Origin of the sequence: Streptomyces sp. ICC4 (assembly GCF_003287915.1) — a bacterium.
Classification (GTDB): domain Bacteria; phylum Actinomycetota; class Actinomycetes; order Streptomycetales; family Streptomycetaceae; genus Streptomyces; species Streptomyces tritrimontium.
This window is the reverse complement of the sequence record NZ_CP030286.1, coordinates 1,960,908-1,976,655: the sequence shown is the minus strand read 5'-3', so window position 1 is coordinate 1,976,655 and position 15,748 is coordinate 1,960,908. Positions and strand designations below refer to the sequence as shown.

Below are 15,748 nucleotides of genomic sequence, written 5' to 3'. Positions count from 1 at the left end.
AGCGGGCTCAGCGGGCCCAGGGGGCCCAGGGGGTTCAGGAGGGGGGCTCACGCCAGGGTGCTCGTGACCTGCCCCGGAACACGGTCCACCGGTCGGTCTCCTCCGCTGCGGGCGATGAGGAACTTCCTGGGCGTAAAACCTGTCATTGCTCTGAAATCGCGGTGCAGGTGGGCCTGGTCATAGAAGCCGCAGGATGACGCCACGTCTGCCGCCGCGCCTCCCGACGTCAGCATTCTCAGTGCCCGCTGGATGCGCAGCACGCGTGAGACCGTTTTGGGCGGCTGGCCGATCTGCTCACGGAATTTGAGTTCGAGATGGCGAGCACTCCACTCGGTGGTCTTCATCAGCTCGCTCAGCGGAATCCGTCCATCGGTGCGTACCAGTTTCCCCCAAGCCCACACCACCTGCGGGGCTGCCGCGCGCCCCGCATCGCGCCTGCTCAGGAGCAGCAGGTCGAGCAGGGTGAACCGCGCCTGCCAGGACGGCGCACGCGCCAGCTGGTCCTCGAGCCGGTGGCCGGCCGGGCCGAGCAGTTCGACGAGGGACACCGTGCGGTTCCTGAGTTCGTGCATGTCCGTACCGAAGAGCGTGTATGCCATCCATGGTGTGAAATGGACCTCCATGCCATGGAGCTGCCCTGTGTGTTCGCCGATGACCGCGGTCGTCCTCAGTCCGTTGATCAGAGAACTGTAGGAAGTCGCCTCGGTGCCGATTTCACCGACTCTGACCGGATCGCCGAAATTGATCACCATGGTGACTGCCGCGTGAGGGATTTCAATGCGCCGTTGTGGCCGGTTCATGGCCAAGTGGTATCCGCGATATCCCAACACTCCATCCCGAAGGAGTGCAGCCGGCGCACCCGTGACCAATTGCCACATTCCGCAGTCTGTGGCCCCTCGCACTGAATTCATTCACGTCCCGATCTCCGTGACCGTCGATGATTCAATGGAATTCCTACCACCTGTGACCACCTGCGGGAGGACGGTTTCGAGCCGTCGGCCGCCGAGGAACCGGCCTGCCGTCCCGCAGGGATGCGAGGGGCGCATCCGGACCCGGCCGGAGTGCCGAGCCCGCACCGGGCGGATATCGTGGCGAATGTGATCGAGTCTGGACCGCCGCGGCGTCGTAGGCGCCCCGGCCCGGGAAGACTTGTACGGCTGTCGCCGGTCATCCTGACCGTCGTCATCGCCAGCCTGGCCTACACCACCCCGCCGGACATGGCCTTCAGCCGCCTCCTGCCCGCGGCGCCGGCGCTGGCCGCCGCCATGTGGCCGGTCCTCCCCACCATCCTGCTCGGGACGGTCTGCCTCCTGCTGATGATCGGCCTCAGCCTCGTCTTCCCCGATCTGGGAACGTGGTGGACGGCCGCGGGGATCATCGCGGTCACCGTGGCCGCCGCGTACGGAAGCCACGTCCGGCTCCAGCGGGAGCGCACCCTCTTTCAGGTGAGGCTCGTCGCCGACGCGGCCCAGCAGGTGGTGCTGAGCCCCATGCCGCGCCGCTTCGGCAGCATCGAGATCGAGTCGCTGTACCTCGCGGCCGCGGCGGAGGCCCGTATCGGCGGGGACTTCTACGAGGTGGTCGACACGGCGTTCGGGGTCAGGCTGCTGATCGGTGACGTGCGGGGCAAGGGTCTGCCGGCGGGCGGGGCGGCCGCGGCGATCGTCAACGCCTTCCGGGAGGCGGCCTACGGCGAGAGCGACCTGGTCGACATCGCGCGCAGGCTGGACGCCAGCAGCACCCGCTACAACTCGGCGTTTCCGCCCGAGGGCCCGATGGAACGCTTCGCCACCGCCCTTCTCGTCCAGATCCCGCACGAGGGCAGACGCATCGACATCCTCAACTGCGGACACCCCCCGCCGCTGATCCTGAACCGCGGGAAAGTCCGTGCCCTCGAGCCGGCCGCCACCTCGCCGCTGATCAGCCTCGCGGAGCTGATCGGCGACCAGTACACCGTCGACACCTTCGACTACGCCCCCGGCGACCTGCTGCTGCTCTACACCGACGGGATCGCCGAGGCCCGCGCGCGCGACGGCGAGTTCTTCCCCCTGGCAGCCTGGATGGGCGGACAGCCCCCGACACCGCCCCGCGAACTGCTCGCGGCTCTTCACCGCGACCTCCTGCGCTACAGCAGAGGACGCCTCGACGACGACGTCGCCGCCCTCGCCGTACGCCTGTGCGAGCCCTGACGGGGGTCTGCTGCCCGCCCTCCGCCGGTGTTCAGGGCCGGACGTCGAGTGCGGTGTAGCGGCCTTCCTCGAAGGCGATGGTGAAGGTGACCTGCTGGTCCTCGGAGAGGGTGGTGCAGGGAGGATCGAGTGCGGAGGCTTCCACGTAGATGGTGAAGGCCGTCCGGTACGGGACGAGGAAGCCGTAGCCGCGGGCGCGGTTGTAGGACTGGACGTAGCCGGAGATGCGGTCGTTCACGGGGCAGATCCTTGACGGGGGCTCGTCCCCCGGATGCCCAGGAATGTGGGTCGGGTCCTCGCGGAGGATGATCTGCGGGCCGGTGGGCGGGTCCCGCGTCACCCCACCGTCCTGGCGGGGGTTCGGGGGAGCGGCTGCGGCCGCGAGGAATCCACGCCGTGCGGGCCGCTCGGGTGCACGAACCCGCGAGCTGCGCGGCGTATTCCTTCGATTCCCTCATGGTGCCGGAACAACCCTTGTGCGACCAGGAACGGAAAGCTCAGTGGTCCACGGGGGCCGGCAGCGACTGCTCGGACCAGATGATCTTCCCGGAGGGGGTGTAACGGGTGCCCCATCTGCCGCCGATTTGAGCCACCAGGAAGAGCCCGCGACCGCCTTCGTCCGTGGTCGCGGCGTACCGCAGGTGCGGTGAGGTACTGCTGCCGTCGGAGACTTCGCAGGTCAGCAGCCTGCCGTCGTTCAGTAGCCGGACGCGGACCGGTGCGCTGCCGTGCCGGATGGCGTTCGTGACGAGCTCGCTGAGTACGAGTTCCGTGCCGAAGGCGAGCTCGGACAGGCCCCATTCCTCGAGCTTCTCCACGGCGCGGGTCCGCACGACCCCCACGGCACTCGGCTCGAACGGCACCTCCCAGTCGGCGATGCGGTCCGCGCCCAGCGCGTGCGTCTGCGCGATGAGGACGGCCACGTCGTCCCTCGGGCGCATGGGCAGCAGCCCCTTCAGGACCGCTCGGCAGGTCTCGTGGGGCCCCCGGCCGGCCTGGGAGAGTGCCGAACGGAGCAGCTCGAGCCCCTCGTCGATGTCGCGGCCCGGGTCTTCGATCAGGCCGTCGGTGTACAGCACCAGCTGCGAGCCCTCACTGAGGTCCAGCTCCGCCGACTCGAAGGGGAACCCGCCCAGCCCCAAGGGCGCGCCCGGGGGCAGGTCGGGCATGTGCGTCGAACCGTCGGGACGCACCACGAAGGGCGGCACGTGTCCCGCGCGGGCCATCGTGCACCGCTGGGTCACCGCGTCGTACACGGCGTACAGGCAGGTCGCTCCGATCAGCCCGCCGCCGTCGGCGCCGCCCTCCCCGCTCTGGTCGATGTACTGGACGAGGTCGTCGAGACGGGCCAGCAGCTCGTCGGGGGGAAGGTCCAGGGACGAGAAGTTGAGCACGGCGGTACGCAGCTGGCCCATGGTGGCCGCGGCGCGCAGTCCGTGGCCGACGACGTCGCCCACGACCAGGGCGACCCGGCTGCCGGGAAGCGGGATGACGTCGAACCAGTCGCCGCCGACCCCGGAGTGGGCGGGCAGGTAGTAGTGCGCCACCTCCACGGCGCTCTGTTCGGGCAGCTCGCGCGGCAGCAGGCTGTTCTGGAGCGTCACGGCCAGGGCGTGTTCGCGGGTGTAGCGGCGGGCGTTGTCGATGGTGATGCCCGCCCGTGCCACGAGCTCCTCGGCGACCGAGAGGTCCTCTTCGTTGAAGGGTTCCGGCTTCCGCGAGCGCCAGAAGTTGGCGACGCCGAGCGTGACCCCGCGGGCCGTGAGGGGAGCGGTGATCAGGGAGTGGATCCCGAAGTCGAGGATCTCTTGGGCCCGCCGCGGGTCCTGGGCGTGCCAGTCGGGCCCCTCGGAGAGCACGGGCACCAGCTCGGCCACCCCGCTGTCGAGGCCGCGGGCCTGCGGTGTGGCGGGCAGGAAGCCGATCAGCCTGCCGCGCGGATAGAGGGGCGAGTCGTCGCGGATGCCGCTGAACCCGGTACGGCGCAGGTCCGCGTCCGGCGTGGGCTCGTCCCCGTGGAGCACGGACTCGGCCAGGTCCACGGTCACGAAGTCGGCGAAGCGCGGTACGGCGACGTCGGCGAGCTCCTGGGCCGTGCGCTCCACGTCCAGGGTGGTGCCGACTCCCGTGCCGGCGTCGTACAGCAGCCTCAGCCGCCTGTGGGCGGCGTCGGCCCGGGCGCTGAGGACGCGCAGTTCGGTGGAGTCACGGATCGTGACGGCCGCCCCCTCGGGTCCGCCGTCGGCCCGGGTCGGCCGCTGGCTGATCACCAGCAGCCGGTCTCCGGCCTCGTGCACCTCGTCGGTGGCCTCCCGACCGGACTGCAACAGGCTCGACACCTCCCGGTCGAGGCCGGGCAGGTCCCGGATGAGTGCGCCTTCGGCATCGGGGGAGAGCCGGAGGAGCCGCTTCGCCTCGTCGTTCGCGAGCAGCAGCCGGCCCGCGCCATCGGTGATCAGCACCCCCTCGCGTACGGCGTGCAGCACCGCGTCGTGGTGCTCGTACATCCGTGTCATCTCCAGGGGGCCGAGCCCGTGGGTCTGGCGCCGGAGGCGTCTGCTGATCAGTGCCGCGCCCCCGGTGGCCAGTGCGAGGCCGGCCGCGCTGACGCCGAGGATCACGGGGAGCTGCCGGTCGACCACTCCGGTGACGTTCTCCACGGTGAGGCCGGCGGACACCAGGGCCACGACCCGGCCGTTGTCGGAGAACACCGGCACGACGGCCTGGATCTCGTTGCCCAGCGGACCGTCGACGCTCTCCGTGTACACGCGGCCGGCGAGCGAGGGCGCGAGCGTCCCCACGAACCGCTTGCCGATGCGGTCGGGGAGGGGATGGGTGTAGCGGATCCCCTGGGTGTCCATCACCACGATGAAGTCCACCCCGGCGGCCTTGCGCGTCGACTCGGCGAGTGGCTGGAGGATCGCGGAGGGATCGGGGGAACGGAGGGCTTCCTGCAGCCCGAGCGAGCGCGCGAAGGTCTCGGCGACCGCCACGGACCGGGTGCGGGCCTCGCGGTCGATGTCGTGGCGCGACTGGAGCACCAGCGCCAGCACCGCACCGGCGGCGAGCAGCACCACGACCGCCACCTGGAGGACGAAGACCTGTCGGGCGACGCTTCGCGGGCGGTTCCCGTTCAGTGACCGCACCGACGTCCCCGGTACGGGTTGCAAGGAGGGGTCACGAACCAGTTGTAGCACTGTCGGCGGCCCGTGGTGGGGCATGAAGGCCAAGAAAGGCGAGGCGCCCGCCCGCCAGGCCCACGCCGCCGGCCCGTAGGTGCCCTCGGCGCCCGGTGGGTACGCGGCGCGGGGTCACCCGGTTGCCGTGAGCTGTGACAACGGTGCGTGACGAGGGCAGACATGGGGGCGGGCAGGGCGAGCGCTCGCTTCCCGGCCCGGATCCGTCCACCGCCGCCCGTGAGGAACCCCATGCGCAGTGCTCCGCCCGTGCTCGACTCCGAACCCGCACCGTCCACGCGCCGCGGTGCGTGGACGGCGATGATCCTCGTGATCGCCTGTGCGGCCCAGTTCATGGTCGTCCTGGACATCTCGATCGTGAACGTCGCCCTTCCTGACATCAAGGACTCCCTCGGACTGAGCCCGGCCGGGCAGCAGTGGATCGTCAACGCCTACACCCTCGCCTTCGCCGGGCTGCTGCTCCTGGGCGGGCGCGCCGCCGACCTGGTCGGTGCCCGCCGCGTCTTCCTGGCCGGCCTCGGCGTCTTCACCGCCGCGTCCCTCGCCTGCGGACTCGCCGCCAACGCGGGCACGCTCATCGCGGCGCGCGCCGTCCAGGGCGTCGGCGGCGCGATCCTCGCCCCCGCCACCTTGACGCTGATCATGACCACCTTCACCGACCCGCGCGCCCGTACCCGTGCGCTGGGCGCCTGGAGCTCCGTCAACGCCGTGGGCGGCGCGGTCGGCGCGCTGCTGGGCGGCGCGCTGACCGAGTACGCCGGCTGGCGCTGGGTCTTCTTCATCGGCGTTCCCGTCGGCGTCGTGTTCTGCGTCGCCGGGTACCTCCACCTGCCCGCCGCCCGGAGCGGTGACGGTGCGCGGGGCACGGACGGACCGCAGTGCGCGGACGGACCGCGGGGCACGGACGGACCGCGGCGCTTGGACCTTCCCGGCGCGCTGTCCGTCACCGTCGGTCTGACCGCCCTCGTCTACGCGATCATCTCCACCGAGAGCGTTTCCCCGGCCTCCCCGCACGTGTGGGCGGCACTCGCCGTCGGCGTCGTGCTGATGGCGGCCTTCGTCCTCATCCAGTCGAAGGCCGCCGACCCGCTGGTCCCCTTGCGCGTCCTGCGCCGCCGCACCCTCGCCATCGCGAACGGGGTCATGATCGGCCTGGGCGCGGCGATGTTCGCGATGTGGTTCCTGCTCTCCCTCTACATGCAGCAGGTCCTCGGCTTCAGCGCGCTGAAGACGGGGCTGTGGTTCCTGCCCAGCTGCCTCGCGGTCGTCATCGGGACCAGGACCGCCACCCACCTCGTCCACCGCACCGGCCCGCGGAGCCTGCTCGTCGGTGGCCTGGCCATCAGCACCCTCGGCTTCCTGTGGCTCTCGCGCATCCACCTGCACGGAGTCTTCACCACCGATGTGGCAGCGCCGTTCACCCTGTGCGCCCTCGGCCTGGGGCTGGCCATGCTGCCCGTCACCGCCGCGGCCACCACCGGCATCCACCCGCGGGAGGCGGGCCTGGTCTCCGGGCTGGTCAACACGTCCCGCCAGGTCGGCGGCGCCGTCGGACTCGCCGTTCTCGCCGCCATCGTGTCCCACACCGCCCGCGGCCATGCGGGCCCGGGATCCCAGGCCCTCACGGCCGGCTACGCCCACGCCTTCCTCTGCGCCGCCCTCTTCACCGCCTGCGCGGCCCTCGGCTCGCTCTTCCTCCCCGGCCGCCCCGCCCCGTCGGCGGGGGCACCCACACCTGGCGCCAAGGAATGACCCCGGAGGATCACCATGACCACGACCACGACCGCCTCCTACTGGGAACCGCTCTGGGCACAAGGCCGCCGGTACCGGCAGATCGACGGCCCTGAGACACGGTTGCTGGAGCAGCACCTGGGCCGGGGCCGCGGGCGCCCGGCCCTCGACCTCGGTTGCGGCGACGGAGCCCTGGCCCGTCACCTCCACCACGGGCTCGGATACCGCACCACCGGCATCGACTGCTCCCGGAGCGCCGTCGCGCTGGCCGCCCACGGCGCGGCTCCCGGACACGGACCGGTCTGGAGGTGCGCCGACTTCACCACCGACGACCTCACCGCGCTGCCGGACCCGGCGTACGCGGTCATCACCTGCCGGCTGGTGTACCGGTGGATGGACGACAAGGCGCTCTTGCTCGACCGCGTACGCCGCCTACTCGCACCGGGCGGAACCTTCTGGGTGGTCACCGAGGTCACCGGCCGCCGAGGGGGCTCCGACCCCCTCCAGGGCCTGGGGATCAGCCCCGCGGAGGTCGAGATCCTCACCGCCGGATGGTCCGTCGTGCGGACCGCCGACCTCGACGTGCTCCGCTGCTACGCCTTGCGCCCCTGACCGCTCCCCGCCCGCAGCGTCACGCCACGGAATCGATCTCGTCGGCACACACATCCTGGATGACCTTCAAGTCCATCAGGACCTGCTCCCGCGCGTCCTGATGGCCCGGCAGCCCCTTGCCGATCTTCTCCACCGCCTCGCCGATCGCCGCGGTGACCGCCTTCGGGGCGAAGCGCGTCCCGAAGCTGTATCCCGTGTCAGCGCGGGTGCGCAGATCCCGCTCCACCGCGTCCCAGGCGGCGAGGACCGCAGACCGCTGGTCCACCACGTCCGCACCGGGTGGCTTCTCCAGGGCGCGGACCAAGGCCTGGATGTCCTTGTGGGTCTGCGTGCACAGCTTCCGGTAGCGGGTCCACATCTTGTGGGTCGCCACCACCATGGCGACGGCGATCGTGAGGGTCAGCGCGGGCAATGACCTGACGCTGTCGTGAGCGAACCTGGAGAGCAGGGTGTAGAGCAGGACCGCCACGCCGCAGAGTCCGCTGAAGTTCGCCAGCGTACGGCCGACCATGGCGCGGAAGACGCGCGCCGCGAGCCTTTGGAGCTGGTTCTCCTTCGGCTCGATCCAGCGGGTGAAGGAGGGGAACAGGAACGTGAACGCGAGCATCGTCATGGCGTCCCTGCCGTGCTCGAACAGCTGATCCGGGGCGGCCGCGATCCTTTCGGGGAGAAAGAACGGATGGACCGCGAACCTGAAGGCGATGAGCCCCCACACCGCCACCTTGAGCTTTCCCCAGCGGCTGACCCACTCAGGTGTCAGGAACGCGTCTTTCAGCCGGCCGCTCACCTGCCCGGGAAGGTGCCATCCCTGCCCGAACCCGTCCCACGCACGGCGCCCGCGCACCGCGATCACGAGTCCGCACACGAAGAGCGCGAGGCCCGGCCACCGGTGGGGGGTGCTGTACATCGAATTGCCCAAGCCATTGATGACAGCCCCAGCAGGCACGTACACGCGCTTCCAGTGGGTGCGAGCCGGAAGCGTCCAAGACGAGATCGACATGGCCGCATCGTCCTGCCGACGCAGGGCGCGGACGTACGATTTGACGCAGATCAGAGGTTGGATCCCTCGAGGCTGGTGGCGCGGCCGGTACCCGCATACCGGCACCCCATGGGGACGATCAACGGGATCCGGCGTCGACGTTCAGGACAGGCTCATCGGAGCGGTCCCTTTTCGTCGATGAACACCGTGGGCGCGGAGAGGAACGAAGTTCGGCGACTCCGGCACGGGCACGGGCACGGGCACCGGTGCCACCGCGACGCACCGCCACCCGGCCGGGCAGGGCAGCTACACCGCGGAGCTCACCGTCACCGACAACTCCGGTATGACGACCACGACGTCGCGCCGCATCGACTGCTACGGCTTCGGCACCGGCCGGTCCCGTTCCCCGGAATGGCGGGCCGGCGGCACATGGTCAAGCGGTCAGCTCATGGACGCAGGAAATCGCGGAGAGGGATCCCAGCACGAGCCCGGCGATACGCAGGACGGTGGGACTGAATCCAGCTCCAGGGGCCACGGGCGAACGGTCCATCGCGAGCTGGTGAATTCGATAGGCGCAGTCAAATAGATTGAAGGCAATCCCGAGCCCCACTATGCCAAAGACTCCATACCGTATGGCGTAGAGGTATTCCACGGTCGCGACTTGGGCCGCCAACACCATTCTGCTCCGCTCCCCGCCCTGCGTGCGTTCGTCTGTGATGGGCCATTCAGATGGTACGTGCGGTGGCCGTCCGGGGCCGAGCAGTACCGACGGCCTGAGGCTGTGCCGGGCCGCGGAACGGCAGGGTACGGCTGAGGACGAGGTTGGTGGTCGTGCTCCCGAACTGCGCCAGTGCGTCGACGATCTCCTCGAGCTGGGCCATCGACGTGGCCGCCACCTTCAGTACGTAGCAGTCGTCTCCGGTAGTGCGCAGGCACTCCAGAATTTCCGGTCGCTCCCCGAGGAGTTGACGCAAGGGCTCATGCCGATTCCCCGGATACTTCAGCCGGACGATCGCCAGCGCCATGTAACCGGTCCGTTCGAGGTCCACCTCCGCCCGGTACCCCGCTATCACCTCGGCCGCCTCCAGCCTCCGCACCCGCTCCGTCGTCGCGGACGCGCTCAGGTTGACGCGCCGGGCCAGCTCCGTGAACGCGATCCTGCCGTCCCGCTGGAGTTCATCCAGAATCGCCCAGTCCGTCGAGTCGAGATTCTCGGTCATCTGCCCATATTACCGATGGATCCACGGGAGAACCGGCCCTGAACAGGCGGGAATCCCTTCTGGCGGTCCCGCTTCCGCGACTAGCCTGAGCTGCATGAAGATCGGAGTCAACATCCTCAACTTCGGCCCCGGCACGGACCCGGGAACCCTACGCGATGGGGCTCAGACGGTGGAGGGTCTCGGCTTCGACCTGCTGATGGTCTCGGACCACATCGTCACTACTCCCGATGTCGCCGAGCGGTATCCCGCACCGTTCTACGAGCCGTTCACCACCCTGTCCTGGCTGGCCGGACTCACCACTCGGGTGCGGCTGGGCACGACAGTCCTCATCGCTCCCTACCGACACCCGCTGCTCACGGCCCGCATGGCGGCCAACCTGGACCAGTTGAGCGGCGGCCGGCTCGTCCTCGGTGTGGGGGTGGGCTGGGCACGACAGGAGTTCGCCGCCCTCGGGGTTCCGTTCGAACGTCGCGGGCGACTGACCGACGACCACCTGCGGGACATACGGGCGGCCTGGACGGACACCGCCTCCTACGGAAGCCGCGGGATCCCGGTATGGGTCGGCGGAAACAGCGACGCGGGGCTGCGCCGTGCCGTGCGGCTCGGTGACGCCTGGCATCCGCTGCGTTGCACCCTGCCGTGGCTACGCGAAGCCGTGGTCAGGCTGAAGGCCTTCGCGGACGAGGAACGACTCCCCGTCCCCGCCCTGAGCCCCCGGATCGCGCTCAAGCTCACCGAAGCACCGGTCACCGGACCACAACGGCTCGCAGGGGAGGGAACGATCGACCAGATCATGGACGACCTTGACCGACTGCGCCTGCTCGGAGCCGAGACCGTCGTCCTCGACACCTACAACGGCGACCCCCGTGAGACGTGCCATCCCCAGGCGAGTTGGCAGGCACTCGCCACGGTGGCAGCCCACTCCTTCTCCCCCCGCACCTGAACGGAGCAGTCATGACCACACTCGACGACCACACTCTCCTGCGCCGGGCCATCGCGCTCGCGGCCAAGGCGGCCGCGGGCGGTGACCCGCCGTTCGGATCCCTCCTGGCGGGACCGGACGGAACGGTTCTGGCAGAGGCCCACAACACCACCCTCACCGACAACGACATCACCGCGCACCCGGAGCTGAAGCTGGCGAGGTGGGCCGCGGGGGAGTTGCAGGGGGACACCGCGGCGCGGACCACGATGTACACCAGCTGCCAGCCGTGCGGAATGTGCGAGGCGGCCATCCAGAGCGCGGGACTACGGCGGGTGGTATTCGCCCTGTCCAACGAACAGCTCCTGGACATCAGGCCCGGCAGCGGCCGGCTGCCCGTGCCGCAGGACGGCCCCGCGCTGTTCGACGAGGTGAAGCCGGTGGTCGAGGGCTACTACCGCTGACCTTGCCGAGACCAGGGCTTGGCCCTACGCGACCGTCAGGACGAGCCCCCCGGTCAACGCCGGGACCGACGTCCGCGACCTCGTCCGACAGCGACAGCCACAGCGACAACGGCAACGTCATCGACCACTCGAAGGCGACCCGCGTTCCGGAGATCCGGAACGCGCACCGGTCCCGCACCGCCCCCCGGGCCGGTCCTGGCGGTGCGGGCCCGGTTCGTCCGTACGGGAGTCCAGAGGCCTGACCGGGCGGTACCGTGGTGTGAACCCGCCAGTTCAGTGTCCTGGAGTCCCCGATGAGGCATGAGTGAACAGCCGGCCTCCGCCGCCCGGCAGCCGCTGGACCCCGCGGCCGCCGACGCGGCCACGGGAAGAGGTGTGCGAAGCACACCTCGCCCGCCTCACCGACCAGCACCCCGCGGCCGCCTGATGGGCACACATCCCGCCCGCCGCCGAGCGCGGATCGCCTTGTCCGACGCCGCTGCGAAACAGCTGGAGGACATCACCGACGAGGCCGTCCTCCACGCCCTGGACCGCGCCCTCGTCGTCATCTCCGTGGACCCCGTCATCGGCGAGACGATCCCCGGCGACACCACCGCACCCCAACTCCGCCAGTACACCGACGAGGTCGAGTCCGTCCGCGTCCTCTACTTCGTCACGGCGCTGCGCACCGTGGTCGTCGTGGCGTACATCGAGGTCTAGTGCTGTGGCCGGAAAGGTTTGCCGGGTCGCGGTGTCCGGTGCGGTGCCTCGCAAGGCGGAGGGCCGCCGCTCGTACTGGACGTACTTCGGTGGTCCGACAACGCGGCGAGGTGCCGTGCCGGGCGCCGCGACCCGGTGAACCTTTCCGGTCACAGCACTAGCTGTCATGCCTGCCCGCCGGGGATGTCAGGGAGCGGCCGGAGCGAGTGGGGCCGGCGAACGTCCCTGGCCGATGCCGGAAAACCCGGGCAACGGCTCCGGCCCGCCCGCGGGTTGCTGCCGGGCACCCCGCAGTGCGTTGACGATGTCGGCGGGTGTGTCGTGGGCGGGGCGGAGTTCGTCCAGCCATGCGGCGCTCTCGCAGTAGTGCGCCTGGAACGGGCGGCCGACCAGCCGCGGATCCCGGGCCTGGAGCATGCGCAACTGGAAGAAGCGTCCCTGGGCGGTCTCGGTGACGCCGTCGACGACCACCTTGCCGGGTGTGGCCGACATGACCGGTCCGCGCACCGTGCGGGCGAGCCCGGGCAGGGTCAGGTAGGCGGACCGGAAGATGTCGTGGGCGCGGGCGAGCGGCACCTTGAAGTACTCGTACGGGCCGGTGTCCCGCTCGACGAACATGTAATAGGGCACGGCGCCCGCGGCCAGTTCCGCGCGCCACAGCGCGCTCCACGTCCCCGGGTCATCGTTGACGTGGGCGACCAGGGGCGCCTGGCAGTAGACCAGGGCGCCGGTCGACCGGATCCGGGCGATGGCCCGGCGGGCGAGGTCCGACTCCAGCTCCCGGGGGTGGGTGAAGTGCATCATCACCGCGAGGTTCCTCCCCGAGGCGACGACCTCCTCGAAGAGCCGGAGCACGTCGTCCGCGTCGGCGTCGGTCACGAACCGCTGGGGCCAGTAGGCGACCGACTTGGTCCCGATGCGGATGGTACGGACACCGGGCACGCCCAGAATGGGGGCGAGGTGACTCCGCAGCCGGTCGGTCGACATGATCATCGGATCGCCACCGGTGACGAGAACGTCATCGACCTCGGGGTGCCGGCCGAGGTAGTCCACGAGGCCGGTGGGCTCCGGTGCGGCGAAACGCAGATCGGCGTCCCCCACGAACTGAGCCCAGCGGAAGCAGTAGGTGCAGTACGCGTGGCAGGTCTGTCCCTGGCCGGGAAAGTAGAGGACGGTCTCGCGGTACTTGTGCTGGAGGCCGGGCACCGAATCGCCGTCCAGGGTGGGGACGTTGAGCTGCTTCTGCCCCGAGGGATGGGGGTTGAGGCCGCCTCGGATCTGCTCGACCGCGAGCCGGAGTTCCTTCCTCGCGCCGGGATCGTCCACGAGGGCCGCCAGTCGGCGCTCGTCCTCCGCCCGGAGCATCCCGGTCTGCGGGAAGACCATCTGGAAGACGGGGTCGTCCGGAATGTCGTCCCAGTCGATCAGGTGGGTGAGGACGTACTCGTTCACACGGAACGGCAGGACGGCGGCGAGGGACTTGACGGACCGGGCGACATGGCCCGGAATCGCGAACCGTTGGCTCAGCTCGTCCACGTGACGGGCGCCGTAGGCCCGGAATCTTTCCGTTTCCACGGCCGCGGGAGGAGTGAAGGGCATACGAGGTCCTCCGGTTCCGGGAAGCCGACCCGAGCAAGGTCCCTTGATCGTAAGCCGATCGGCCCAGCCTGATCCTCATGGACCGAAGGTCGGCTCATAGGAGCACCGCATGGCCGAAATGAGGGGCCCGGGAGGAAGGCCACCACCTGGTGCGCTCGTACCGTGCGGACAGAGGGAGCCGCGGGGAGTGCGAGTTCGGGCCGTCGTCACGGAGTCCGGGGTGGCGTGCCGCGAAGAGTTCTACATGGCTGACAACAACCTCCACCACACGAAGATCCGCATACCTGCCTTCACCCTCCCCGCAGGTACGCGTCTCCTCAAGGCCGTTGCCGGCTGCTGGCCCGCCTGCATCGGCTGGGACGAAGTGGCCGACCACGCGATGTGGTCCGTCGACGTAACCGTGACGGGGGTGGATGGCAGCGACGTCCTCTTTCTGGAGGCGGCGGTCGGAGAAATGGGCGAGAAAACCAACATGTGGCGCATTGGCTATCACCTGACCGCCTATCTCGGCGGCGAGGTGACCGACAACTCCCTCGCCCAGCTCATCATCTAGCACCAGGGGCTGTCCGAGCGGCGCAGGTGGGGGTACGGAACGGGCCGTACGGTGGCAGACTGCGCGCCAGGGGGTGGGGTCATGACAGATCAACCCGTACACGGGGGACAGCCGAAGGACCGGGCCGCGAACGAGGCCGAGTTGAGGGCGGCCGTGACGGCCACGCTGCAGGGCAAGGGGGCGGCGATCCCCAGGTGGGCCGGTGAGCAGCTCAAGAACCTCGACACGCTGCTCGCGGCGCTGCCCGCAGGACGGCGTGCGCAGTGGGTGGCCATGCTCAGGGAGTTGCTCAGGGCGCGCTCCAACGCTCTGGTCGCCGCGCTGAAGCTGCGCCTCGACACATCCGTCACCGTGACGCTCGCCGAGCTCCGCAAGAGCAGCCACGGCCTCATGCTGTCCGACGTGCAGCCGCTGACCGCCTCGACGGAGCAGTACATCGGGGACCAGTTCGCCTACGCCTCGATGCTCTGGACCCAGGTCGAGGAGAAGCTGGCGGAGTTCCAGGGCGAAGTCGCCGGGTACGTCGAGCGCGCGGTCCGGGTCGAGCAGACCGTGACGCTGTGCCTGACGAACGCGGGCAAGGAGCGCGACCGCCTCGCGCAGACGCTCCAGACGGCCAAGACGCTGACCGTCGAGGTCGCCGTGCTGGACCTGACCCTGTACGTGGGCCCGCTGCTGGACCCGGTGCACAAGGAGTGCGTGGCGGCGGAGGCGGCCCTGCAGGTCACTCCGGAGTCGCTCGCGGGCATGGTCGACGGTGAGCTGCTCAAGGCCTTCGCCCTCTCGGAGGAGCAGCAGAAGCAGCTGGTCGGCGATCTGTCGGGGAAGGCCATGACCCTGTGCATGCAGGTGGAGTCGCGGCTGAGTGCCCGCGCGGCCCGTCTGACCCCGTCGATGCTGAGCCGTCTGGCACCGCTGACCACGCTGCCCGCCACGTCCAGGAAGGCGTGCCTGTCGCTCGTCGGGACGTACGGCACGGCGTGGATCCACTGCCTGTGCTCGATGGAGTCCCCGGAGGACCTGGCCCGTCTCCTGGTCCGCTGTACGCACCTCGAAGTCGTGAAGGCGCTCACGAAGAAGGTCCCGGCGGCCAACCCCGAGAACCTGTCGATCGCGGTCCAGGTACTCAACGACGGCGCCCTGGACTGGGATGTCGCCTGCGGCAAGCTCAACAAGCTCGGCTTCACCACGATTTCGCTGCCGAGCGGCGTCAACGCGCTGTCGTGGCGCGGGATCGGCCAGGCGTGGGCCCCGAGCGCGTTCTGGTCCGGCGCGATGGAGACCGATCTGGCCTGCACCAAGCACATGGTCCAGGAGCTTGGCGTCGATCCGTCCCCGGCCAAGGTCGCCTCGTACTTCGCGGACATGGTCCAGGCCTGCCTGGTCGCCTGCGGCCAGTGGACCCAGAGTGGTCGGCCGGCCTCGTTCGCCGCGGACCCCTTCGTGGTCAACGGGGCGACGTGGAACATCATCGTGCGGAACCTGTTCGGCAAGCCGCAGATCTTCCACATCGACAGCGGCTACCAGAACTCACCCTGGCGCACCCGCACCGCTTAGGCCGACCCGGCCGCCGTCACCGTCGCGAA

At 69.9% G+C, this 15,748-nt stretch carries 14 protein-coding genes; 8 read left to right on the top strand and 6 right to left on the bottom strand.

Going from position 1 to position 15,748, the window contains the following annotated elements; genetic code table 11:
• Positions 1-47: 47 nt before the first annotated feature.
• Positions 48-800 carry a helix-turn-helix transcriptional regulator gene (locus DRB89_RS09090; RefSeq protein WP_162688513.1) on the bottom strand — a complete coding sequence of 251 codons (753 nt, stop codon included), beginning with the start codon at positions 798-800 and terminating at the stop codon, positions 48-50.
• 297 nt (positions 801-1,097) lie between these two features.
• Here DRB89_RS09090 and DRB89_RS09085 point away from each other — a divergent pair, with 297 nt between their 5' ends.
• Positions 1,098-2,189 carry a PP2C family protein-serine/threonine phosphatase gene (locus tag DRB89_RS09085; protein WP_239516061.1) on the top strand — a complete coding sequence of 364 codons (1,092 nt, stop codon included), beginning with the start codon at positions 1,098-1,100 and terminating at the stop codon, positions 2,187-2,189.
• A 31-nt stretch (positions 2,190-2,220) separates the two neighbouring features.
• On the opposite strand, the gene DRB89_RS09080 is transcribed toward DRB89_RS09085, so the two are convergent.
• Positions 2,221-2,427, bottom strand: a complete 207-nt coding sequence (locus DRB89_RS09080; RefSeq protein ID WP_162688512.1) for a cold shock domain-containing protein — start codon at positions 2,425-2,427, stop codon at positions 2,221-2,223.
• A gap of 259 nt (positions 2,428-2,686) precedes the next feature.
• Positions 2,687-5,335 carry a SpoIIE family protein phosphatase/ATP-binding protein gene (locus DRB89_RS09075; protein ID WP_239516060.1) on the bottom strand — a complete coding sequence of 883 codons (2,649 nt, stop codon included), beginning with the start codon at positions 5,333-5,335 and terminating at the stop codon, positions 2,687-2,689.
• A gap of 282 nt (positions 5,336-5,617) precedes the next feature.
• Here DRB89_RS09075 and DRB89_RS09070 point away from each other — a divergent pair, with 282 nt between their 5' ends.
• Together DRB89_RS09070 and DRB89_RS09065 are read left to right on the top strand one after the other, a co-directional pair.
• A complete protein-coding gene (locus tag DRB89_RS09070) occupies positions 5,618-7,138 on the top strand; it encodes an MFS transporter (RefSeq protein ID WP_204357678.1) in 1,521 nt (506 codons plus the stop codon).
• 15 nt (positions 7,139-7,153) lie between these two features.
• Positions 7,154-7,729 carry a class I SAM-dependent methyltransferase gene (locus DRB89_RS09065; protein WP_112447831.1) on the top strand — a complete coding sequence of 192 codons (576 nt, stop codon included), beginning with the start codon at positions 7,154-7,156 and terminating at the stop codon, positions 7,727-7,729.
• A gap of 19 nt (positions 7,730-7,748) precedes the next feature.
• Here the strand turns inward: DRB89_RS09065 and DRB89_RS09060 are convergent, their stop codons facing one another.
• Positions 7,749-8,582, bottom strand: a complete 834-nt coding sequence (locus DRB89_RS09060) for a hypothetical protein (RefSeq protein WP_162688511.1) — start codon at positions 8,580-8,582, stop codon at positions 7,749-7,751.
• Positions 8,583-9,433: 851 nt separating this feature from the next.
• Complete coding sequence (locus tag DRB89_RS09050) at positions 9,434-9,928, bottom strand: Lrp/AsnC family transcriptional regulator (RefSeq protein ID WP_112447829.1); 495 nt, start codon at positions 9,926-9,928, stop codon at positions 9,434-9,436.
• 94 nt (positions 9,929-10,022) lie between these two features.
• Here DRB89_RS09050 and DRB89_RS09045 point away from each other — a divergent pair, with 94 nt between their 5' ends.
• The 3 genes from DRB89_RS09045 (at position 10,023) to DRB89_RS09035 (ending at position 12,010) form a co-directional block, all read left to right on the top strand.
• Positions 10,023-10,871: an LLM class flavin-dependent oxidoreductase gene (locus DRB89_RS09045; protein WP_112447828.1), complete on the top strand. Its 849-nt coding sequence runs from the start codon at positions 10,023-10,025 to the stop codon at positions 10,869-10,871.
• An 11-nt stretch (positions 10,872-10,882) separates the two neighbouring features.
• Positions 10,883-11,311 carry a nucleoside deaminase gene (locus tag DRB89_RS09040; RefSeq protein ID WP_112447827.1) on the top strand — a complete coding sequence of 143 codons (429 nt, stop codon included), beginning with the start codon at positions 10,883-10,885 and terminating at the stop codon, positions 11,309-11,311.
• A gap of 426 nt (positions 11,312-11,737) precedes the next feature.
• Positions 11,738-12,010 (top strand): hypothetical protein, encoded by a 273-nt coding sequence (locus DRB89_RS09035; protein ID WP_112447826.1) that lies wholly within the window; start codon positions 11,738-11,740, stop codon positions 12,008-12,010.
• A 186-nt stretch (positions 12,011-12,196) separates the two neighbouring features.
• On the opposite strand, the gene DRB89_RS09030 is transcribed toward DRB89_RS09035, so the two are convergent.
• Positions 12,197-13,609: a lysine 2,3-aminomutase gene (locus tag DRB89_RS09030; RefSeq protein ID WP_239516059.1), complete on the bottom strand. Its 1,413-nt coding sequence runs from the start codon at positions 13,607-13,609 to the stop codon at positions 12,197-12,199.
• A 244-nt stretch (positions 13,610-13,853) separates the two neighbouring features.
• Between DRB89_RS09030 and DRB89_RS09025 the strand changes: the two genes are divergently transcribed.
• Positions 13,854-14,162 carry a hypothetical protein gene (locus DRB89_RS09025; protein WP_162688510.1) on the top strand — a complete coding sequence of 103 codons (309 nt, stop codon included), beginning with the start codon at positions 13,854-13,856 and terminating at the stop codon, positions 14,160-14,162.
• Between the two features lie 81 nt (positions 14,163-14,243).
• Positions 14,244-15,719, top strand: a complete 1,476-nt coding sequence (locus DRB89_RS09020; protein WP_162688509.1) for a hypothetical protein — start codon at positions 14,244-14,246, stop codon at positions 15,717-15,719.
• Positions 15,720-15,748 lie beyond the last annotated feature (29 nt).

Coding starts and splice junctions, on each gene's coding strand:
- DRB89_RS09090 (WP_162688513.1), bottom strand. CDS start 800: ATGAACCGGCCACAACGGCGCATTGAAATCCCTCACGCGGCAGTCACC.
- DRB89_RS09070 (WP_204357678.1), top strand. CDS start 5,618: ATGCGCAGTGCTCCGCCCGTGCTCGACTCCGAACCCGCACCGTCCACG.
- DRB89_RS09065 (WP_112447831.1), top strand. CDS start 7,154: ATGACCACGACCACGACCGCCTCCTACTGGGAACCGCTCTGGGCACAA.
- DRB89_RS09050 (WP_112447829.1), bottom strand. CDS start 9,928: ATGACCGAGAATCTCGACTCGACGGACTGGGCGATTCTGGATGAACTC.
- DRB89_RS09045 (WP_112447828.1), top strand. CDS start 10,023: ATGAAGATCGGAGTCAACATCCTCAACTTCGGCCCCGGCACGGACCCG.
- DRB89_RS09040 (WP_112447827.1), top strand. CDS start 10,883: ATGACCACACTCGACGACCACACTCTCCTGCGCCGGGCCATCGCGCTC.
- DRB89_RS09035 (WP_112447826.1), top strand. CDS start 11,738: ATGGGCACACATCCCGCCCGCCGCCGAGCGCGGATCGCCTTGTCCGAC.
- DRB89_RS09030 (WP_239516059.1), bottom strand. CDS start 13,609: ATGCCCTTCACTCCTCCCGCGGCCGTGGAAACGGAAAGATTCCGGGCC.
- DRB89_RS09025 (WP_162688510.1), top strand. CDS start 13,854: ATGGCTGACAACAACCTCCACCACACGAAGATCCGCATACCTGCCTTC.
- DRB89_RS09020 (WP_162688509.1), top strand. CDS start 14,244: ATGACAGATCAACCCGTACACGGGGGACAGCCGAAGGACCGGGCCGCG.